The organism is Nesterenkonia haasae (genome assembly GCF_010119385.1).
Taxonomy (GTDB): Bacteria; Actinomycetota; Actinomycetes; order Actinomycetales; family Micrococcaceae; genus Nesterenkonia; species Nesterenkonia haasae.
On sequence record NZ_VFIE01000027.1, the window covers coordinates 58094 to 76649 of the forward strand.

Consider the following 18556-nt stretch of genomic DNA (forward strand, 5'->3'; position numbering starts at 1 on the left):
GAACGATCTACTGGCGCGTCGTCGTCGAAAGTACGAACACGCAGTGACGGACTGTGAGACACGAGGTAAACAGTTGTGGAACCTTCCACGACAATCTGCTGGAACGTACCAGTTTCGGCCCATTTGGCCACCTTGGCCGCCTAATCTTTGGCACAGACCTCTGCTTATGCTTCTCATGACTGGATCAGCTGATGAACCCACACCTCACCCCGACCGCCCCAGGGCGGCGTCGTCGTCCGGTGCGTCAGCCCACTATTCACGATGTGGCAGAGGCAGCGGGCGTCTCCAAGTCGGCGGTCTCTCTGGCCATCAGAAATCAACGTGGAGTCTCCGAGACCACCCGAGAACATATTCTGGCTGTCGCCCAAGAGCTGGGGTACAGGTCAAACGTGTGGGCACGCTCGCTGGTACAGGGCCGTACCGGACTCGTGGGAATCCTGCTTCAGGACCTCGGCAACAGTTACCACCGGGATGTCACCGCCGGGGTGGAGGACGCGGCAACCGAGCGCGATCTCCGCCTGGTGATCGGTCACGGCCGCAGAAACGCCACCCGGCTGCAGGCTGAACTTGACTCGCTGCTGGCACTTGGGGTTGAAGGCGTCATCATCATTTCCTCCTGGGTGTCCCCCCAGTACTTGGAACGAATCAGCAAGAGGGTGCCGCTGGTAGTCATCGGCCGGCTCCCGGACCCTGTCCCGGGCGTAGACACCGTGGCCAATCGGGATGAAATCGGTGCCCGCCTAGCCGTCGAGCACCTGACCGATTTGGGACATACCAACATTGCGCACCTGACGAGTTCCTCCCGACCTGCCGCGATGCACAGACGCGCGGCGTTCACCAAGATTATGCGCGCCCGGCTCCCCGGTGTTGACCCCCAGGTTGAGGGTCCCGAGCAGCTCGAAGCGGCAATCAGATATCTGGTGTTTCAGATTCAGCAGGAGAAGGACGCCCCCACGGCGGTCTTCACCCAGAACGACCGGGTCGCCGCCGACCTTGTGGGCGCCTGTCTCGATGCCGGGGTGCGCCTGCCTGATCAGTTGAGCATCGTGGGATATGACAACTCAAGCATTTGCCGGATGCTCCGCCCGCAATTGACCAGTGTGGACCAACCGCGTCACGAGATGGGACGGCTGGCGCTGGAAATGCTCAGCGAACGCCTCGCAGGTCGCACTGAGGACAGGCATGTCACTATTGCCCCTGAACTGGTCGTTCGGGCATCGACGAAAGCTCTTCGGGAGCCAGCTGGTGGGGAGCAGCAACACCGCCCCATGATGGTGGACTAGACGATGCGACGCTGTTCAGCCCAACGGGTGAGTTCATGACGGCTGGAGAGCTGGAGTTTCCGCAGGACCTTGGACACGTGTGTCTCAACGGTCTTGATCGAGATAAACAGCTCAGAGGCGATCTCCCGGTAGGTGTATCCGCGGGCAATCAACCGCATGACCTCGACCTCGCGGGCTGAGAGCCGATCGAGTTCCTCATCGCGGACATCCTCGGCAAGGCCAGAGGTGCCAAAAGCGTCTAGCACGAACCCCGCCAGACGAGGTGAGAAGACGGCGTCGCCCTCCGCGACAGCGTCAATGGCGCTCAGCAGCTCATCAGTGCTGATGGTCTTGGTGACGTAGCCGCGGGCTCCGGCACGGATGACAGAGACCACATCCGTGGCCTGGTCGGAGACACTGATCGCCAAGAACTTCACCTGCTCCAGGAGGTCGCGGCAAAGTTTGACCACCTCGGCTCCGCCACCGCCGGTGCCACCGGGCATGTGGACGTCCAGCAGGACGACCTCCGGCAGCGTGTGCCGAATAACCTGGGCCGCCTCGTCCACTGTTGAAGCTTCAGCGACCACCTCAACAGAGTCACCGAGCTCTGCCCTGAGCCCGGCGCGGAAGATCCTGTGGTCGTCCACGATCACAATGCGGCGTTGGGTGGTGGTGTGGGTCATCACTCCTGCGGCCTCTCTGCTTCTACCTGCGTAGGTGCGCCCTGTGAACCATTCTCCGGCGACTGGGCCTCTGCCGGCATAAAGAGCTGGACCTCCGTCCCGCTGGACCTGGACCGAATCCGGGCCGTGCCACCGCCGCGCTTCATCCGGCCGATGATGGATTCTCGCACGCCCATGCGGTCCTCGGCGATTGCATCCAGCTCAAAACCGGGGCCCCGATCTCTGACGAACACGGCGTCCTCTGCCTCGGTGGACTCGATGTATACCGATGCCGGGCCAGCGTGCCGGATCGCGTTGAGGATTGCCTCACGGGTAGCGGCCACCAGCGGTTCATGCTGACGACGCCGCGACTCCCCCACTGCCACCACCTCAACGGGAACAGAGTGCAGCTCCTCCAGTTCAGCAGCCACCGAAAGAACCTGGTCTTTCAACGTTCCGGTGGCCTGGGCATTCTGCCGGTAGAGCCATGACCGCAGCTGCCGCTCTTGGCTGCGGGCCAGGCGTTCAACCTCAGCCGGGTCAGACTTCTGCTTCTGGATCATGGCCAGTGTCTGCAGGACCGAATCGTGCAGATGCGCCGCGATGTCTGCCCGCTCTGCCTCAGCCGCGGCGCGTTCGCGCTCTACTTGGGAGGTGCGGTAGAGCTTGATGAACCAGGGGGCCAGAACCAGGGCAAGCCCGGCAAGCAGAATGGCGCCGACGATTGTCCCGGCGATGAGCTCGCCGGTGCCCACCAGTCCGCCGGCGATGACAAGCATGGCCACCAGCACCAATCCTGCCCCACAACTGATCTGCCAGAGAGCTGCGGTTCGCTGGCCCGGAGCTCCCTGACCCAGCGCCGTTTGCGAATGGTCCAATTGGGACCAGGCCAGGCCCACGCCTCCGATGATGACGGCCGGCACCATGACTATTCGCCAGTCAATGCTGACGCCCAGAAGTTGGGCCAACATGAGAGCACCAAGACCCAGCAGCACGCTGCCCATCATGATTTCCGGTGATGAGGTTAACGTGTCCAGTCCGCGCTGAGCTTTGCTCGATGCGCTGCGCTCGGGGCTGTCCTGGGGCCGCGGCTCATATGCCGCCAGCGCTGGGCCGCTCAGGCCCCGCACGGCAGCTTCGCCGGTGGGTTCTTTCTCTGTGGGGGCGAACACCCACAGCCAGCAGTAGAGAAGGAGCCCGATTCCGCCAGCCAACGTCAGCACGATGAACGCCAACCGCACCAGTGGCACGGGGTAACCGAGGTGGCGCGACAGCCCTAAGCAGACGCCTGCGACGGGGGTGCCCAGTGCTCGGCGCAGCGGAGGCCGCTGGGGCACCTGGTCCTGAGCCGGCGTCGTTGTTTCCACCCCTCCATAGTGTCATGGCCACACCGGCTTCAGACAGGAGATTCGGGGGTCTCCGGGGCCATATCAGGGTGCGATCAGGGCCGTCCCGCATAGCGGTGATGGCACCAACAGGACGACACTGGAGTCATGAGCACTTCAGATCACGGCCGCCGCGAAGCCGGCCATCAAGTCTTCGATTGGGTTCGAACCCTCGGGCTCGAGCGGCCCGACAACGCCTGGGCAGCCGGAGTATGCGCCGCCGTGGCTCAAAAACTCGGCTGGGACACCGCCTTGGTTCGTGGTATCGGCGTCGTGGCTTTCATCATCTTCTTCTCCCCTATGGCTCTCTTCTACGGACTCTCGTGGATGTTCCTGCCGGACTCCCGGGGCCATATTCACGCCCAGCAGGCGCTGCGCGGTTCCTACCCCGCAGGTTTCTGGGGTGCAGGCATCCTCACTCTGGTGGGGGCGGTGAATGTCTTCACACCGAATATCGTGGGGCCGTTTGCGATTCTGCTGAACCTAGTCATCATCGGGCTGGTCGCCTGGTTGCTGTGGGCGATTTTCCGCGGCTACCAGCGCAACACCGGGAACTCATCTGCTCAAGGCAACTCCCCAAAAGCCGGGGCCTCTGCCCACCGATCAGCTGACTCGAAGCCACCGGCAGAGGCGAAGGGCACCCCCCGCGAAGACGGCAAGCCGGCCTGGTACCCCAAGGAGGGCCCACCACCAGCTGGCCGTTCGGCGTCGGCCGCGCAAAGCGGGCCTCAGGCACACTCTTACGCTGAGAGCTCTCACTCTGGAACCTCACACGCCACTGCCGGGGGCATGAGGGTCTCACCTCCGCCGACAAAGCGGCAGGAGGAGAATCCCCGCGTCGCCGAGGAGAAGCGCCGCCGACGGATGGTCAGTTTTGGTTTGGCGCTGCTGGCTGTACCGATGATCGCCGCTGCCATGTGGTTCGCCACCACTGTCGGACTCGCCACCACCAACGCGGTCCTCTTAGGACTTGCGCTAGTGGTGACGCTGCTGGCGCTGATGCACCTTGGTGCGGCAGTGCGCGGCACACGGGGCCGCGCCGGCTTGCTGGGCACCTTCACAGTGTTGATGCTGGTGGTCTTCCTGTTCGCACCGTCGAACCTGGAGAGCAGTTCAAACCACGTATTCGGCAACTACGAGACGCAGTCGGAGACGGTCAACACGGCTTTTGCCAACACCACTGTGGATCTTCGAAACCTCAGCGACAGGTTCGCCGCCGATGATGAGGTCGACTTCTCTGATGCCACCGCCGCGGCGGAGTTCTTCGATACGGGGGATTTTCACACCACAGTCGATGTCAACAATGCCTTCGCCAATACCACCGTGGTGCTGCCAGATGATGTCTATTGGGAGATCGACCCCAGGAATTTCATGGGCAACATGGATATCCGGACTCAGTCACTCTGGGACTCCTATCAGGGAATCGGCGCCACACCTCAGGACGTGGACCCAGAGGTGGCAGCAGGCACTGTAGAGCTGAAGGTGGGCAATGCCTTCGGCAATGTGGTCATCTATGACGAGACCACCTATAAGCAGGAAGAGCTAGGCATCTTCAGCGATGAGGAGGAGCAGGAATGAGTGACAAGACGAGTCCGTCCAACGATGCCGCGGAACAGAACCGCCACACTCATCAGCACACGGTTCATCAGCAGACGGTGCCGATCCCGCCTGAGCCGGAGGATGTTGACGCCCTGCTCGCCGAGTCCCTGAGGGCTCAGTCCGAACGTGATTTCACGTGGAAGGAACCAGAGCGGAAGCCCCGCTGGTGGGAACGCGTTGAGGGGCCAGAAGAGGCCCCCGGGGCGTTGTCTCCCACACGCACAACCGAGGTGACGGCATCAGCTCGAGATACCCGAAGGCTGCGATTGGGCTCTGTGGTGTTCGCACTGATCAGTCTGCTTTTGGCAGGCTGGGTGGTAGCTTCAGTAGTTTTCGGCATCACCGTGGAGCCACTTGTTGTGGGCCTGGTGATCTGCTCGCTTGCGGGTGTGTCCCTGATTATTGCCGGTCTTCGACCCAAACCCGGCACACGCATCTGAGTAGCGTGTGACAAGTTCATCTGTACCCTAACGACGAAACCCCGGTCCGCTCCTTCAACGGAGTAGACCGGGGTTTCGTGTTTCACCTTCTGAGAGCGGCATAAGCCGCCCCAATCACTTGAGAGTGACGGTGGCGCCAGCGCCTTCGAGGGCCTCTTTAGCCTTCTCAGCGGACTCTTTGTCTGCGCCTTCCAGAACAGCCTTAGGTGCGCCGTCAACCAGCTCCTTGGCCTCCTTCAGTCCGAGGGAGGTCAAGCTGCGCACCTCCTTGATGACGCCGATCTTCTTGTCGCCAGCGGCTTCAAGAATGACGTCGAACTCAGTCTGCTCTTCAGCCTCGGCAGCCTCGGCACCAGCGGGGGCTGCGCCTGCTGCGGCGACAGGAGCTGCTGCAGTCACATCGAAGGTCTCCTCGAAGACCTTGACGAACTCGGAGAGCTCAATGAGGCTCATTTCCTTGAACTGTTCAATCAGTTCGTCGTGGCTCAACTTAGCCATGGGGTTGGCTCCTTACGTGTTTGAAACGGATCTTGTTTTCGTTTGTGTGCGCTGACAAGCGTCAGGCAGCGTCTTCCTGCTTCGCGCGCAGGGCTTCCACGGTCCGAACCATCTTGGAAATCGGAGCCTGGAAGGTAGCGGCCGCCTTGGTCTGTGCACCGATGAAGGCACCAGCCAGCTTGCCGAGCAGAACCTCACGGGACTCAAGATCCGCGAGCTTCTTCACCTCGTCCTCCGTCAGGGGCTTGCCATCCATATAGCCGCCCTTGACGATGAGCTGAGGGTTGTCCTTGGCAAAGTCACGCAGAGCTTTTGCCACGTCCACGGCATCACCGTGAACGAAAGCGATCGCAGAAGGTCCGCTCATCTGGCCCTCGAAGGACTCGATGCCGACTTCCTTGGCTGCGATCTCGGTCAGCGTGTTCTTCACCACGGCGTAGTTTGCGTTCTCCCGCACGGACCGCCGCAAATGCTGCAGCTGGCCGACGGAGAGGCCGCGGTATTCCGTGAGCACGGCAGCGTTTGAGGCGTTGAAGAGCTCCTTGAGCTCCGCAACGGCAGCCGCCTTCTCAGGATTCGCCATGGCACTCCTTCCGAATTACATTGCCAGTCAGAGTCACAGGTGGGGGCATAGAAAAAGCCCCATGCACAAGTGCACAGGGCTCAACTGAACATCACAATGATGTGTCATGCTGGCTTTGTCCACCTGCGCAGGTCGCCCGTGAGGGTCTTTAAAGCTCAGCCATACTCCGGGGGTCCCGGTGACCACGAGTTTCAGCGCCAACTGATTCTCGCACGGCTGAAGCGACCGGCGGTCTTTGGTCAATGACTGACTATACATGTCCTCAAGCAGACGAACAAAACGTACAGGGGTGCCGCTGCTCTGATAGCGGGCATCTCGATGGGATCCTGGAGGCCCGCCAGTCTGGCGTCCCCCGGTTTCCCGCACTCCTTCTGAAGCTGGTGAACCTGGCCTGTTCTGACTAGCCTGGCAGTCACCGTGCCGAACACCGAGCTTGACATGCCAGGAGCCCCGCTCCCATAGGGGAACGGGGCTCCTGCGAGGGGTAGTGAGCTACTCGCCGACGACGACCTTGGTGACGTTCGGGTCTACCTGGATCCCAGGTCCGAAGGTGGTCGAGACGGTGGCCTTCTGAATGTAGCGGCCCTTGGAGGACGAAGGCTTCAATCGCAGGACCTCTTCAAGCACTGCTGCGTAGTTCTCAGCCAGCTGCTTGGGTTCAAAGTTTGTCCTGCCCACGACGAAGTGGAGGTTGGCGTGCTTATCCACGCGGAAGTCGATCTTGCCTGCCTTGATCTCAGAGACGGCTTTTGCCACGTCTGGGGTCACGGTACCGGTCTTCGGGTTCGGCATCAGGTTACGGGGACCCAGTACCTTGCCCAGTCGTCCGACCTTGCCCATCATGTCTGGGGAAGCCACGGCAGCGTCGAAGTCGACCCATCCGTCCTGCACCTTGGCGATCAACTCGTCGCCTCCCACGAAGTCAGCGCCAGCTTCTTCGGCCTTGGCCACATTGTCACCCTGGGTGAAAACAACCACACGGGCGGTCCTACCGGTTCCATGAGGAAGATTCACGGTGCCGCGAACCATCTGGTCGGCTTTGCGTGGATCCACGGAGAGCCGCATCGCAACCTCAACGGTGGCGTCTGCCTTAGAGGGGTTGGTCTCCTTAGCCAGAGCCACGGCCTGAGCCGGATTGTAAATAGTGTCTTCGCCGATTTTCTCGGCTGCTGCGTTGTATGCTTTGCTGCGCTTTGCCATCTGCGTTGTTCTCCTTAGCAGTTGTGGTACATGGGCCGCGCTCGGCCCTTCCCACATTCCCGGAGTGTCCGGGCTTTCTTATATGTCTTGTTTAGCTGAATCAGCTGTCGACGGTGATGCCCATGGAACGGGCGGTACCGGCAACGATCTTGGAAGCAGCTTCAATGTCGTTGGCATTGAGGTCTTCCATCTTCGTCTGAGCGATCTCTTCGACCTGAGCCTTGGAGAGCTTACCGACCTTGTCCGTGTGTGGGACGCCGGAGCCCTTCTTGACACCCGCTGCCTTCTTGATCAGTTCTGCCGCGGGCGGGGTCTTGGTGATGAAGGTGAAGGAGCGGTCTTCGTAGACGGTGATCTCTACAGGCACCACATTGCCGCGCTGGTTTTCGGTCGCGGCGTTATAGGCCTTGCAGAACTCCATGATGTTGACGCCGTGCTGACCGAGCGCAGGTCCGATTGGTGGTGCCGGGTTGGCAGCACCAGCCTGGATCTGAAGCTTGATCAGCCCGGAGACCTTTTTCTTCGGGGCCATAATCTGTCCTTTACTAGTTTCCGTGCGTCCTGCAGACTCAGGAGCGAGGGCTGCAGGGGTGAGCGAATCTGGCCGAGCCGCTCAGGTCGCCGCCGTTCTCCCAAAGCATGGAGAGCGACGACGAAGTCTTCAGTTGTTGGCTCTCACAGCGGTATTTGCTGCCGTGAGGCTGGGGTTAGTAGATCTTCTCGATCTGGTTGAAGTTCAGCGTCACCGGGGTCTCGCGTTCGAAGATCGAGACCAGCACCACCAGAGTACGAGCGTCGACATTGATCTCGGAGATGGTCGCCGGCAGGGTGGCGAAGGGGCCATCGGTGACCGTGACCGATTCGCCGACTTCGAAGTCCACCTTCACGTCTGATGTCGGAGTGGGAGCAGCACCGCCCTCTCCATCGAGGACTTCGACCTTCCGCTCGCCGGGCTTACCCAGACGGTGCTCTGCGAGCATGTGGAAGACCTCATCGCTGCTCAAGGGCTGCGGGTCATGGGCATTGCCGACGAATCCGGTCACACCTGGGGTGTGACGAACCACTCCCCATGACTCATCGGTGATCTCCATGCGAACCAGGACGTAGCCGGGAATGCGCACACGGTTGACGACCTTGCGCTGCGTGTTCTTGATCTCCACGACGTCTTCCATGGGGACGTCGATCTCGTAGATCTGCTCCTCCATGTCCTGAGTCTGTATACGGGTCTCGAGGTTGGACTTCACGCGCTTTTCGTAACCGGCGTAGGTGTGCACCACGTACCAGTCACCCAGGCCACGCCGAAGCTCACTCTTGAGCTCTTCAGCGCGCTCTTCGTAAGTCTTCTCCTCCTCCGCGGGAGCCTCTGCAGCCTCGGCTGCGTCGTCCTGCGTCAGTTCCTGATCAGACACGTTTCTCCTAGGTAAGTGTGTTGCGTACGCCGGCGCGAGCCGGATTCAGTTGGTTGTCGTATCTCAGTTTGCGCCGGCGCCTGCGCCGCCGCCGAACACGAGGGATGAAAGATTGTCCAACCCCCAGTCGAGCAGGGAGACGATGCCGATCACGATCAGCACGAACACGAGGACCACGACCGTGTAGTTCACCAGTTCCCGACGTGTGGGAACGATGACTTTACGCAGCTCGTCGAAGACCTGCTTCAGGAACCGCCACGCTCGTGTCAATGGGTTCTTCGGACGTGATTCACCGCCGGAGTGACCCCCGGTGTCTGTCACTGGTGTCTGGGACACGAAGACTCCATCTGCTTGCTCTGTTCGTTGTGGCTGCTCCCCCACAGGCTTCCTGAGAGGCTTTGGGTTCAAGGCAATGCCAGCCGGAGCTGGCACATCCTTCCCCGTGAAGCAGTACTGCGTGAATCACAGCACTGTCCAACGCAGGGCAGACAGGACTCGAACCTGCAACCTACGGTTTTGGAGACCGTTGCGCTACCAATTGCGCCACTGCCCTATTGGGCATCATTCCCACACGTGTGAGGGCATGCCCAGTAGAGGTGTTCAAGACACCGGCAGCCAAGTCTACGCCGAGCCTCGGCATAACACCAACTGCACCAGCAGATGATGGTATACGACGGCGACGCGTCCAGATAGGGTTGTGACGACTAGGTCATCTGTGCCCGCCCCAGAAAGGACGCTTCTGTCATGCCGCTTCCCCACCACCGAGTCTCCGCCCGTATCGGGTCGATTGCAGAGTCCGCCACGATGAAAGTTGACGCCAAAGCCAAGGCGCTCAAAGCTGCCGGTGAGGATGTCATAGGTTTTGGCGCAGGTGAGCCCGATTTCCCCACTCCGGACCACATTGTCGAGGCAGCTGTGGCCGCCGCTAAAGACCCTAAGAACCACAAGTACACCCCTGCCGCGGGACTTCCGGAGCTTCGGGAGGCGATTGCCGAAAAGACCACCCGCGACTCCGGATATGCCGCAGAGGCTTCCCAGGTGCTGGTCACCAACGGAGGCAAGCATGCCGTGTATGCGAGTCTGGCGGCGCTCCTGGATCCAGGTGATCAGGTCATTGTTCCTTCCCCCTACTGGACTACGTATCCGGAGGCCATCAAGTTAGCTGGCGGCTCCACCGTAGAAGTCTTCGCCGGGCCCGAGCAGGGATACAAGGTCACCGTTGACCAGCTTGAGTCGGCAGTCACCGAGCGGACCAAAGCACTGATGTTCGTGTCCCCGTCGAACCCTACCGGTGCGGTGTATTCACCGGAGGAGACTCGGGAGATCGGTCGGTGGGCTGCCGAGCAGGGCCTCTGGGTCATCACCGACGAGATCTACGAAAAACTCACCTATGACGATGTGCCGTTTACCTCCATCGCGTCTGTTCCGGAGCTGGCACATCAGGTGGTGATTCTCTCCGGCGTGGCCAAGACCTACGCCATGACCGGGTGGCGCGTGGGCTGGATGGTCGGCCCGGCGGACCTGATCAAGGCTGCGACCACGCTGCAGACGCACCTCACATCCAACGTGGCAAACGTCTCCCAGCGGGCAGCCCTGGCTGCGATCACCGGTCCCACTGAACCGGTCGAGCAGATGCGCGAGGCCTTTGACCGGCGGCGCAAGACGATTGTTGAAAAACTCAACCGGGTCGCTGGCTTCGAGACACCGGTGCCGCAGGGGGCGTTCTACGCCTATGTGGACGCTAGGGGCGCGCTGAACAGAGAGATCGGTGGGTCGACCCCCACCTCGACCACAGAGCTGGCCGAGGTGATTCTGGACAAGGCCAAAGTCGCCGTCGTCCCCGGTGAAGCTTTTGGGCCCTCCGGCTACCTCCGCTTGTCCTACGCCCTCGGGGACGAGGACTTGGTGGATGGCATAGAACGTATCGAGAAACTGTTGGGCAGCAAGTAACGCCTCCGCCGGTAATAGACTGAAGCGGAACCACCTGCCGAGGATGTCAGGACCATCACGTTTCGCACCACGCGAGAAGGAAGTGACTCATCCATGCGCATCGGACTCTTGACCTCCGGAGGGGACTGCCCCGGACTCAACGCGGTCATTCGCTCTGCAGTACTCCATGGCATCAAGTCCTACGGGGACGAGTTCGTGGGGTTCAAATCTGGGTGGAAAGGCATGATCGAGGCTGACTACATCGATCTGGGACGCCAGGATGTCCGTGGCATCGCGCGGGAGGGTGGAACCATCCTCGGGACGTCAAGGACCCACCCGTACAACCATCCCCAGGGCGGGCCGGAGAAGATCGCCAAGCAGCTCAAACGCCATGATGTCGATGCGGTGATCGCGATCGGCGGTGAAGGTACCTTGGCTGGAGCCAAACGGCTTGCCGACGACGGTATCCCGGTGGTGGGGGTGCCCAAGACCATTGACAATGACCTGAAGGCGACGGATTACACCTTCGGCTTCGACACCGCTATCTCCATAGCGACTGACGCCATGGACAGGCTTCGCACGACGGGTGAGTCCCACCACCGGTGCATGGTCTCTGAGGTGATGGGCCGTCATGTGGGCTGGATTGCTCTGCATTCGGGAATGGCCGCCGGCGCCCACGCCATCCTCATCCCTGAGCAGCAGGTGACCATTGACCAGCTGTGCGAGTGGGTGGAGCAGGTGCACTCCCGCGGACGTTCACCGCTGGTAGTTGTCGCTGAGGGTTTCATTCCTGAGAACGCCGAGGAGGCCCTGGCAGGTAAGGGGCAGGAGGAAGATGGCCGTCCACGCTTGGGCGGCATCGGAGAGTTCATCACGACCCAGATCGAAGAGCGAACCGGAATCGAGTCGCGCAACACTACCCTGGGGCATATTCAGCGCGGCGGAAATCCCACCGGATACGACCGTGTCCTAGGGACTAGGTTTGGCATCAAAGCCCTCGATCTTGTCCATGAGCGGGCCTGGGGACATATGGCTGCACTGCGCGGCACGGAGATCGTCAAGGTGGATCTTAGCGAGGCTTTGGACGGCCTCAAAGAGGTACCTTCCGAGCGCTACGAGGAAGCGAAGATACTCTTCGGACGCTAAGACTAGCGCCGGGGTCCGCGGAGGAAGTCACCCTGCGGGCGCCCGACGTTCTTTCCCGCATCGGGTCGGACAATCACTTCCTGGGCCGCGGCGTAGAAAGTGGGCTCCGGTGCAGAGTCGTCAGCGGGATCGTTCGGGAGTTCCCTGTCCCGAACCACCAATTGGGCATCAGGATCGACTTTGCGTTTCACCAGGGCCAGGGCAATCGGACCCGCCTCATGGTGCCGGGCAACAGAGGTCACTACCCCTACTGCGCGCTCCTGGGCCAGGGCCTCACGATCTGAGGAGTCCTTTGGCGCCAGCACATCTGAACCCACCGAGGGAAGGGTGTGTTCTGAGCCGTCCAAATGGAGGAAGACCAGCCGGCGCGGAGGGTGACCCAAATTGTGGACCCTGGCCACTGTCTCTTGCCCCTTATAGCAGCCCTTGCTGAGGTGCACGGCGGTACGAATCAGGTCCAGCTCATGCGGAATCGCTTTGGCATCGACGTCGTATGCCAGCCGTGGCCTCCAGGCAGCGATGCGCAACGCTTCGGCTGCCAGTGCGCCGGCAAGCTGCCAGCCGTGGCTCTCAACGGAGGCCACTACGTCCTCGAGAGTCTCCCGCTCAACCAGGGTGAGGTTCCACGCCCAGTCTTTGCCCGGGTGGTCAGCCTCGTCGATCGCCGCGTATGACTCCGCTCCGTCTCCCAGTCTCGGCCAAGGATCCGTCCAACGGACGGCTGGGGCCTGCGAAGCACCTCCCGGTAGCGGGTTCGTGCTGCCAAGCACTGCGTAGTCACCCGTACGGTCAGAGATCTCCACACGCAGGGCAAATTTCATGGACTCCAGCCACTGCGCCAGCGCCTCGCCTCGGCTTGCTTCGGTAATCAGCCAAGCGGTCGCCCCATCATCAACGATGGCGGGTGCGTGCTCGATCCGGCCGGCAATGTCCAGCAGCAGCAGTTCTGAGGACTCCCCAGCAGGCAGGGCGGCTAGCTGCTGAGATGACAGAGTGGTCAGCCAGCTGAGTCGATCAGGTCCTGTAACGGTGACCACGGCCCGGCTGGACATATCAACCAGCGCGGAGCCTGTCTCAAGGGCGCGCTGTTCTTTCGTGGGGTTCCCGTAATGAGCGGCTGTGCCCGCGTCTGGGCCCACCGCAGCGACCGCACCAGGGCGGGCCAGCAGTGGGGACTCGGGAGCCGATCCGTCAGGTCTCAGCGCTGACCCTTGAACAAGCGGGACAGCACAATGAAACTGATCCAGCCAATCACGATCACGGACAGGACCAGTAGGCCTATGAAGAAGACCTCCAGCGCGAGAATCTGTGCGTCACTCATAGCCCCATCCTATCTGAATTAAGCAAAGAGCAGTCGCTCGGTGAAATACACCAGTGCGCCCATGGCTGCTATAGGTGCAGCCCCGACCGCAAGACGGGAAAGGATCTTCTCCGGGGCGCCTTGAAGGAAGAGGAATCGACGGAAGCTGGCGAGCAGCACGCCACCGGCAAGACCGAGAACTCCGGCAAAGAGCAGCGTCAGCTCACCCCACACCAGTGAAATACCCACAGACGTCGCCGTGGAGGCAATCACGATCAGCGGCAGGACTAACGCGTCCCGCGCGGGGACACAGGCTGCAACAGTGCCGACGCACATGATGAAGGCAGACAGTGCCACGACCGAGAGCTCACCTCCCGGTCCGGATACTCCCAAGAACTCCCAGTCCTCATACGGAACGAACCCGCGCACCCGAAGCGCGGAGAGGCCTGCGCCGTCACTGGTCTCCACCATGCCAGCTGGATATCGCAGACCAGCTATCCAACCGGCGGCGGTGGTGGTGATCACCACTCCCGTGCACGCACCGAGGGTCGACTCCAGCCTGTGCGGCCGCCCAGACCCACGAATGACTTGCACCATGAAAACAATCATGACTCCGAAGGCCAGCGAGACTGACGACCAGAAGAACAGAGACTCCACCTGAGTCACAATTGCGGCACCAACCGCGGCGACGACGCCAGCAGCCATGATCACCGCAGAAAGTGACTTCCGAGCCGTGACTCCCATCAGCTGCGGCCAACCCAGTGCCACCACGCCGCACAGTACGCATACCACCACCAGCAGGGCGGCGACACCAACCCAGGATGCGAGGGCAATCGAGGCAGCGCCGACCAGTGCGGCGAGCGCGACAGGCAGGTATTTCACGTAGTCCATCCTGCCAGAGCCGCAAGCATGGCTATACTCGTCTACGTTCGCACTAGTGTTTTTCACCATGCGGTAAGAGGGCCCTGTGAGTTATTTCACTGTGTAATTCCGCACGTCGAAACGGTCCTAAGTGTCACACTGATGGACAAAACAAGCCGAGGGAGGATCAGCCGATGGCTCAGGTGCTGTTACTCTCGGACGCCCCGGAAGACACGTTGCCGTCCCTGGAACTGCTGAATCACCGAGTGCGCCCCTTTCCCTGTGAGGCCGCTTCCATTGTCCGAGCGCCGAATGTGGATATCACGCTCATAGACGCGCGCAGCAACCTGGCCCACGCCCGCTCCCTGTGTCAGCTGGTGAAGTCCTCCATGCTTTCCCCAGTGATCGTGGTCGTGACTGAGACGGGACTGCCCACGCTGAATGAGGCCTGGCAGGCTGACGACTTTGTGCTCGCGGCAGCTTCGCCGGGCGAAGTTGATGCCCGGATCCGGATGGCATCCGTCGAAGCTGAAGACGAGGTTCCTGTCGGCGAAATTCGGGCCGGGGCGATCGTGATTGATGAAACCACCTACATGGCGACGATCCACGGCAAGCTGCTGAACCTCACCTATAAGGAATTCGAGCTGCTCAAACACCTGGCGCTTCACCCAGGGCAGGTATTCACCCGTGATCGACTTCTCCATGACGTCTGGGGATACGACTACTTCGGCGGCACCCGCACCGTCGATGTGCACATCCGGCGTCTGCGCGCCAAACTCGGTCCGGAGCATGAATCGCTGATCGGCACCGTGCGTAATGTCGGGTACCGGCTTCTGGCGGAGGGAACCGACCGGCACGAGCCGCCTGACACCGACGACGCTGACGCAGCCTGAGGCGAGCAGGACCACTAAGCTCAGAGCATGAGCAACGACGTCACCATCGACCTCCGCCAGGACACGACCACGGCTGACCAGCTCCACGCGCTGCGCGAGTTGGCCGCCGCAGCCCAAGCAGTTGACGGAACACCCCCTTTCGGCGATCAGACCTGGGTTGAACTGAACAAATCCACCAACGCGCCCTCCAGCGTAGTGATCTGCTACGCCTGGGATCCGGCAACCGACTCCAGCGATGGCAGGTTGGTCGGAGCGGGCGTCGTCGTCATCGGCGACACCGATCAGGCCCAGGACGACGCCGCCCCACATACCTTGGAATTGGTGATACATCCCGATTTCCGCCGACGAGGGCTGGCCCAGCAACTGGCGGCAGGCCTCAGTGAGACCGATCTGGCTTCCCAACCCGGCGCAACCCTCCGAGCCTGGGCCCATGGCGGACATCCGGGCGGACCCGCGCTGGCTGCACACTTCGGGTGGTCACCGGTGCGTGAGCTGTGGCAGATGCACCTGGACAATGCTGTGGAGCTGCCTCGCCGTGCGCTGGCCGATGGTGTGACCCTGAGCAGCTTCCGGCCCGGGGTCGATGACGATGCCTGGCTGGCCGCCAACGCTGAAGCCTTCGCCGACCATCCCGAGCAGGGACGCCTCACCGTGGAGGACCTCCAGGCACGGATGGCTGAGGATTGGTTCTCAGCTGAGGGTTTTCTCCTGGCCTGGGATGACGCAGGTGGCGCCGAGGAGCGGCTCGTCGGATTTCACTGGACCAAGATCCACCGGCAACCAGACGGAAAACGAGTCGGGGAAGTGTACGTGGTCGGTGTGATCCCAGCGGCTCAGGGCCGTGCACTGGGTGCCGCGCTGACCGTAGCGGGGATCGAGCACCTGCGCGAGCAGTCAGTAGACTCCATCATACTGTATGTAGACGCCGATAATGCTCCTGCTGCGGGACTCTACAAGAAGCTGGGGTTCGGGATCAGCACTGTCGACACTCAGTACGGACCTGCCGATGAGCCTGATTCTGGTCCGGCCTGAGGTGAACAGTTCGATCTCCACAAACGTTGGAGAGCTCCGTCCTGATATCTTTCACTCGTGACCACTTCGGAGTACATGACTGAGGTACCTCGCCGGCGCAGCGCCTCCGTTGCCGATGATGGAACGGACGCCGACGTTCTCGCAGCCGGCGCACTCGTCTGGAGGCTGCACCGCGGCCAGCTCCAGGTCCTGTTGATTCACCGCCCGCGCTATGACGACTGGTCATTTCCCAAAGGCAAACTTGATCCGGGCGAGACGCTCCCGGAATGCGCAGTGCGTGAGGTCGCGGAGGAGATCCAGCTGAAGGTGCGCCTGGGGGTTCCGCTGCCGCTCACGCGATATGAGGTTTCGAAGAAGTCCAAGCAGGGCCCGGTGGTCCAGAACAAAGAAGTCTGGTACTGGGCGGCTGAAGTGTTGGAAGGCCGCCCCCGCCCCGATGGGGATGAGACCGACGACGCCCTCTGGACTGACATCAAGCAGGCCCGGCAGATGCTCACCAACCCTGGTGACATCGAGCCGCTGAATGAGTTGGAACGGCTGCACGGACAGCACTCGCTGCGCACCGTCCCTTTCGTCGTGCTGCGTCATGCCAAAGCGAAACCTCGCTCCTCCTGGGCCAAAGCTGAATCCGAGCGGCCACTGGCCGCCACGGGCAAGAGACAAGCCAGGTCTGTGGAACGGCTGCTGACTGCCTGGCGGCCGCGGCAGATCCACTCCAGCCCATGGAAACGTTGTGCTGAGAGCATCGCTCCGTACGTCAAGGAGCACCACCACAGGATCAAGTACCGTAAGTCCCTCACCGAGAAACGAGCCAAACAAAACCCGGGCAAGGCTGCCTCTCGCATCCGCCGTTCCCTGGAGTGGATGCAACCCTCCTTGGTGTGCACCCACCGGCCCGTGCTGCCTATCGTTCTCGGTGAACTCAGCAGGTGGTTGGCCAGTCCAGAGTTCGGACACGCGCTCCCCCAAGAGGACCCGTTTCTGCGACCTGGTGGCATCGTGGTGGCTCAGCAGGCGGTAGACAGAGGCGGACGTATCGTCTCCCTTGAGGTCTACGAGCCCCACGAAGATTGAGTCGCTGCAGGTCGACCGGTTCCGGCGCGCAACGCACTGTCAGTGACATGACTCACAGCGGGCGACTACCCTTGGTGTATGGGAAGACACCGCAGGAGCGAGCAGAAGAACATTCACCCGACAGCTGAGCTGGTGGTCGACCATGACCGGTGCCGGGCAGAACTGTGGGACACAGTGCATGGAAAACGCACCTTCATCGGCTTCGTCGGCTACGCGGAGGAGACCATTGGAGGTCAGCCCGTATGGCTGCTCATGCACACGATCGTCAACGATCGCTTCGGCCGCCAGGGTTATGCGCGTGCCTTGGTCACTCTACTGCTGGACAGACTTGCCGAGGAGGGCAAACGGTTCACCTCCGAATGCACCTACATTGACCAATACCTGAGCCGCTACCCGGAATACCGAAGGCACCAGGCGTTGCTGGCGTAGAATCGCCCGTGTGACGACGATCCCTACTCCCTATGAAGACCTTCTGGCAGATGTGCTGCGGCACGGTGCAAAGAAGTCAGACCGCACCGGCACCGGCACACGCAGCGTGTTCGGCCGGCAGATCCGATTCGACCTCGCTGACTCTTTCCCGCTGATCACCACCAAACGCGTGCATTTCAAGGCCGTAGCAGTGGAGCTGCTGTGGTTCCTGCGCGGGGATTCAAATGCTCGTTGGTTGCAGGAGCGCGGAGTGCGGATTTGGAATGAGTGGGCCGATGAAAACGGTGACTTGGGTCCTATCTACGGTGTGCAGTGGCGGTCCTGGCCGACTCCCAGCGGTGGGAGCATTGACCAAATCGGCACTCTTGTCGAGCAGCTGCGTCACAACCCTGACTCTCGCCGGCACGTTGTAACGGCATGGAACCCTGGGCAGCTTTCTGAGATGGCGCTGCCTCCCTGTCATATCCTGTTCCAGTTCTACGTCGCCGACGGGCGGTTATCCTGCCAGTTGTACCAGCGCAGCGCGGACATGTTCTTGGGTGTGCCATTCAACATCGCCAGCTACTCTCTGCTGACGCTGATGATCGCGCAGCAGGCAGGACTGGAGCCGGGTGAGTTCATCTGGACGGGTGGGGATTGCCACATTTACAGCAACCATGAGGATCAAGTGCGCGAGCAGTTGAGCCGCGATGCTCGCCCCTACCCGAAGCTGCGCCTGTCACGCAGGCCCGAGTCGCTCTTCGCCTATGAGTCCGACGACTTCGAAGTACTCGACTATGACCCGCATCCGAGCATCAAGGCACCGGTGGCCGTCTGAGTGGCTGACTCACCAAAGATCGGCACGGAAGGACTGC

At 61.4% G+C, this 18556-nt stretch carries 21 protein-coding genes and 1 tRNA gene; 10 read left to right on the top strand and 12 right to left on the bottom strand.

Features of this window, described 5'->3' with window-relative positions; genetic code table 11:
* The first annotated feature begins 191 nt into the window (after nt 1-191).
* Entirely contained in the window at nt 192-1283 is a 1092-nt protein-coding gene (locus FH975_RS14175; protein ID WP_162321889.1) for a LacI family DNA-binding transcriptional regulator, read from the top strand.
* On the opposite strand, the gene FH975_RS14180 is transcribed toward FH975_RS14175, so the two are convergent.
* Both FH975_RS14180 and FH975_RS14185 read right to left on the bottom strand, forming a co-directional pair.
* Nucleotides 1280-1945, bottom strand: coding sequence for a LuxR C-terminal-related transcriptional regulator (locus FH975_RS14180; protein WP_153078003.1), 666 nt, complete (start codon nt 1943-1945; stop codon nt 1280-1282). The two genes, FH975_RS14175 and FH975_RS14180, sit on opposite strands and share 4 nt — an antisense overlap.
* On the bottom strand, nt 1945-3291 hold the full coding sequence (locus tag FH975_RS14185; protein WP_162321890.1) for an ATP-binding protein: 1347 nt from the start codon (nt 3289-3291) through the stop codon (nt 1945-1947). The genes FH975_RS14180 and FH975_RS14185 overlap by 1 nt, the downstream gene beginning before the upstream one ends.
* Nucleotides 3292-3417: 126 nt before the next feature.
* Between FH975_RS14185 and FH975_RS14190 the strand changes: the two genes are divergently transcribed.
* Both FH975_RS14190 and FH975_RS14195 read left to right on the top strand, forming a co-directional pair.
* Complete coding sequence (locus tag FH975_RS14190) at nt 3418-4887, top strand: PspC domain-containing protein (protein WP_162321891.1); 1470 nt, start codon at nt 3418-3420, stop codon at nt 4885-4887.
* On the top strand, nt 4884-5348 hold the full coding sequence (locus tag FH975_RS14195; protein WP_162321892.1) for a hypothetical protein: 465 nt from the start codon (nt 4884-4886) through the stop codon (nt 5346-5348). The genes FH975_RS14190 and FH975_RS14195 overlap by 4 nt, the downstream gene beginning before the upstream one ends.
* 114 nt (nt 5349-5462) lie before the next feature.
* On the opposite strand, the gene rplL is transcribed toward FH975_RS14195, so the two are convergent.
* The 7 genes from rplL to FH975_RS14230 all read right to left on the bottom strand — a co-directional run bounded on the left by rplL (nt 5463) and on the right by FH975_RS14230 (nt 9591).
* Nucleotides 5463-5846 carry a 50S ribosomal protein L7/L12 gene (gene rplL / locus FH975_RS14200; RefSeq protein ID WP_153077999.1) on the bottom strand — a complete coding sequence of 128 codons (384 nt, stop codon included), beginning with the start codon at nt 5844-5846 and terminating at the stop codon, nt 5463-5465.
* Between the two features lie 61 nt (nt 5847-5907).
* Complete coding sequence (rplJ, locus tag FH975_RS14205; RefSeq protein ID WP_153077998.1) at nt 5908-6429, bottom strand: 50S ribosomal protein L10; 522 nt, start codon at nt 6427-6429, stop codon at nt 5908-5910.
* 492 nt (nt 6430-6921) lie between these two features.
* Nucleotides 6922-7629, bottom strand: a complete 708-nt coding sequence (gene rplA, locus FH975_RS14210) for a 50S ribosomal protein L1 (RefSeq protein WP_153077997.1) — start codon at nt 7627-7629, stop codon at nt 6922-6924.
* A 100-nt stretch (nt 7630-7729) separates the two neighbouring features.
* Nucleotides 7730-8161: a 50S ribosomal protein L11 gene (gene rplK, locus FH975_RS14215; protein ID WP_153077996.1), complete on the bottom strand. Its 432-nt coding sequence runs from the start codon at nt 8159-8161 to the stop codon at nt 7730-7732.
* Between the two features lie 175 nt (nt 8162-8336).
* On the bottom strand, nt 8337-9038 hold the full coding sequence (gene nusG, locus FH975_RS14220; RefSeq protein WP_328821904.1) for a transcription termination/antitermination protein NusG: 702 nt from the start codon (nt 9036-9038) through the stop codon (nt 8337-8339).
* A 63-nt stretch (nt 9039-9101) separates the two neighbouring features.
* The gene (gene secE, locus FH975_RS16695; RefSeq protein WP_328821905.1) at nt 9102-9374 is read right to left on the bottom strand and encodes a preprotein translocase subunit SecE; all 273 of its coding nucleotides are present in this window, start codon (nt 9372-9374) and stop codon (nt 9102-9104) included.
* Between the two features lie 144 nt (nt 9375-9518).
* Nucleotides 9519-9591 (bottom strand) — tRNA-Trp (locus FH975_RS14230).
* Nucleotides 9592-9782: 191 nt separating this feature from the next.
* On the opposite strand from FH975_RS14230, the gene FH975_RS14235 reads away from it, so the two are divergent.
* The gene (locus FH975_RS14235) at nt 9783-10988 is read left to right on the top strand and encodes a pyridoxal phosphate-dependent aminotransferase (RefSeq protein WP_162321893.1); all 1206 of its coding nucleotides are present in this window, start codon (nt 9783-9785) and stop codon (nt 10986-10988) included.
* 93 nt (nt 10989-11081) lie between these two features.
* Nucleotides 11082-12113, top strand: coding sequence for a 6-phosphofructokinase (locus FH975_RS14240; protein WP_153077993.1), 1032 nt, complete (start codon nt 11082-11084; stop codon nt 12111-12113).
* A 2-nt stretch (nt 12114-12115) separates the two neighbouring features.
* Here FH975_RS14240 and ygfZ read toward each other — a convergent pair whose 3' ends face one another.
* Genes ygfZ through FH975_RS14250 form a run of 3 tightly spaced genes read right to left on the bottom strand, consistent with a single transcriptional unit; the run spans nt 12116 to nt 14295 of the window.
* A complete protein-coding gene (gene ygfZ, locus FH975_RS14245; protein WP_456238262.1) occupies nt 12116-13315 on the bottom strand; it encodes a CAF17-like 4Fe-4S cluster assembly/insertion protein YgfZ in 1200 nt (399 codons plus the stop codon).
* Nucleotides 13312-13434 carry a hypothetical protein gene (locus FH975_RS16815; protein ID WP_268896752.1) on the bottom strand — a complete coding sequence of 41 codons (123 nt, stop codon included), beginning with the start codon at nt 13432-13434 and terminating at the stop codon, nt 13312-13314. The genes ygfZ and FH975_RS16815 overlap by 4 nt, the downstream gene beginning before the upstream one ends.
* 18 nt (nt 13435-13452) lie before the next feature.
* Nucleotides 13453-14295, bottom strand: a complete 843-nt coding sequence (locus tag FH975_RS14250; RefSeq protein WP_162321894.1) for a hypothetical protein — start codon at nt 14293-14295, stop codon at nt 13453-13455.
* Nucleotides 14296-14468: 173 nt separating this feature from the next.
* Here FH975_RS14250 and FH975_RS14255 point away from each other — a divergent pair, with 173 nt between their 5' ends.
* The 5 genes from FH975_RS14255 (at nt 14469) to FH975_RS14275 (ending at nt 18519) form a co-directional block, all read left to right on the top strand.
* Nucleotides 14469-15167: a response regulator transcription factor gene (locus FH975_RS14255; protein ID WP_153077990.1), complete on the top strand. Its 699-nt coding sequence runs from the start codon at nt 14469-14471 to the stop codon at nt 15165-15167.
* A 27-nt stretch (nt 15168-15194) separates the two neighbouring features.
* On the top strand, nt 15195-16199 hold the full coding sequence (mshD, locus tag FH975_RS14260; protein ID WP_162321895.1) for a mycothiol synthase: 1005 nt from the start codon (nt 15195-15197) through the stop codon (nt 16197-16199).
* Nucleotides 16200-16274: 75 nt separating this feature from the next.
* Nucleotides 16275-17273: an NUDIX hydrolase gene (locus FH975_RS14265; protein ID WP_162321896.1), complete on the top strand. Its 999-nt coding sequence runs from the start codon at nt 16275-16277 to the stop codon at nt 17271-17273.
* Between the two features lie 78 nt (nt 17274-17351).
* On the top strand, nt 17352-17702 hold the full coding sequence (locus FH975_RS14270) for a GNAT family N-acetyltransferase (protein WP_153077987.1): 351 nt from the start codon (nt 17352-17354) through the stop codon (nt 17700-17702).
* 1 nt (nt 17703) lies between these two features.
* The gene (locus tag FH975_RS14275) at nt 17704-18519 is read left to right on the top strand and encodes a thymidylate synthase (RefSeq protein ID WP_153077986.1); all 816 of its coding nucleotides are present in this window, start codon (nt 17704-17706) and stop codon (nt 18517-18519) included.
* The last annotated feature ends 37 nt before the right edge of the window (nt 18520-18556 follow it).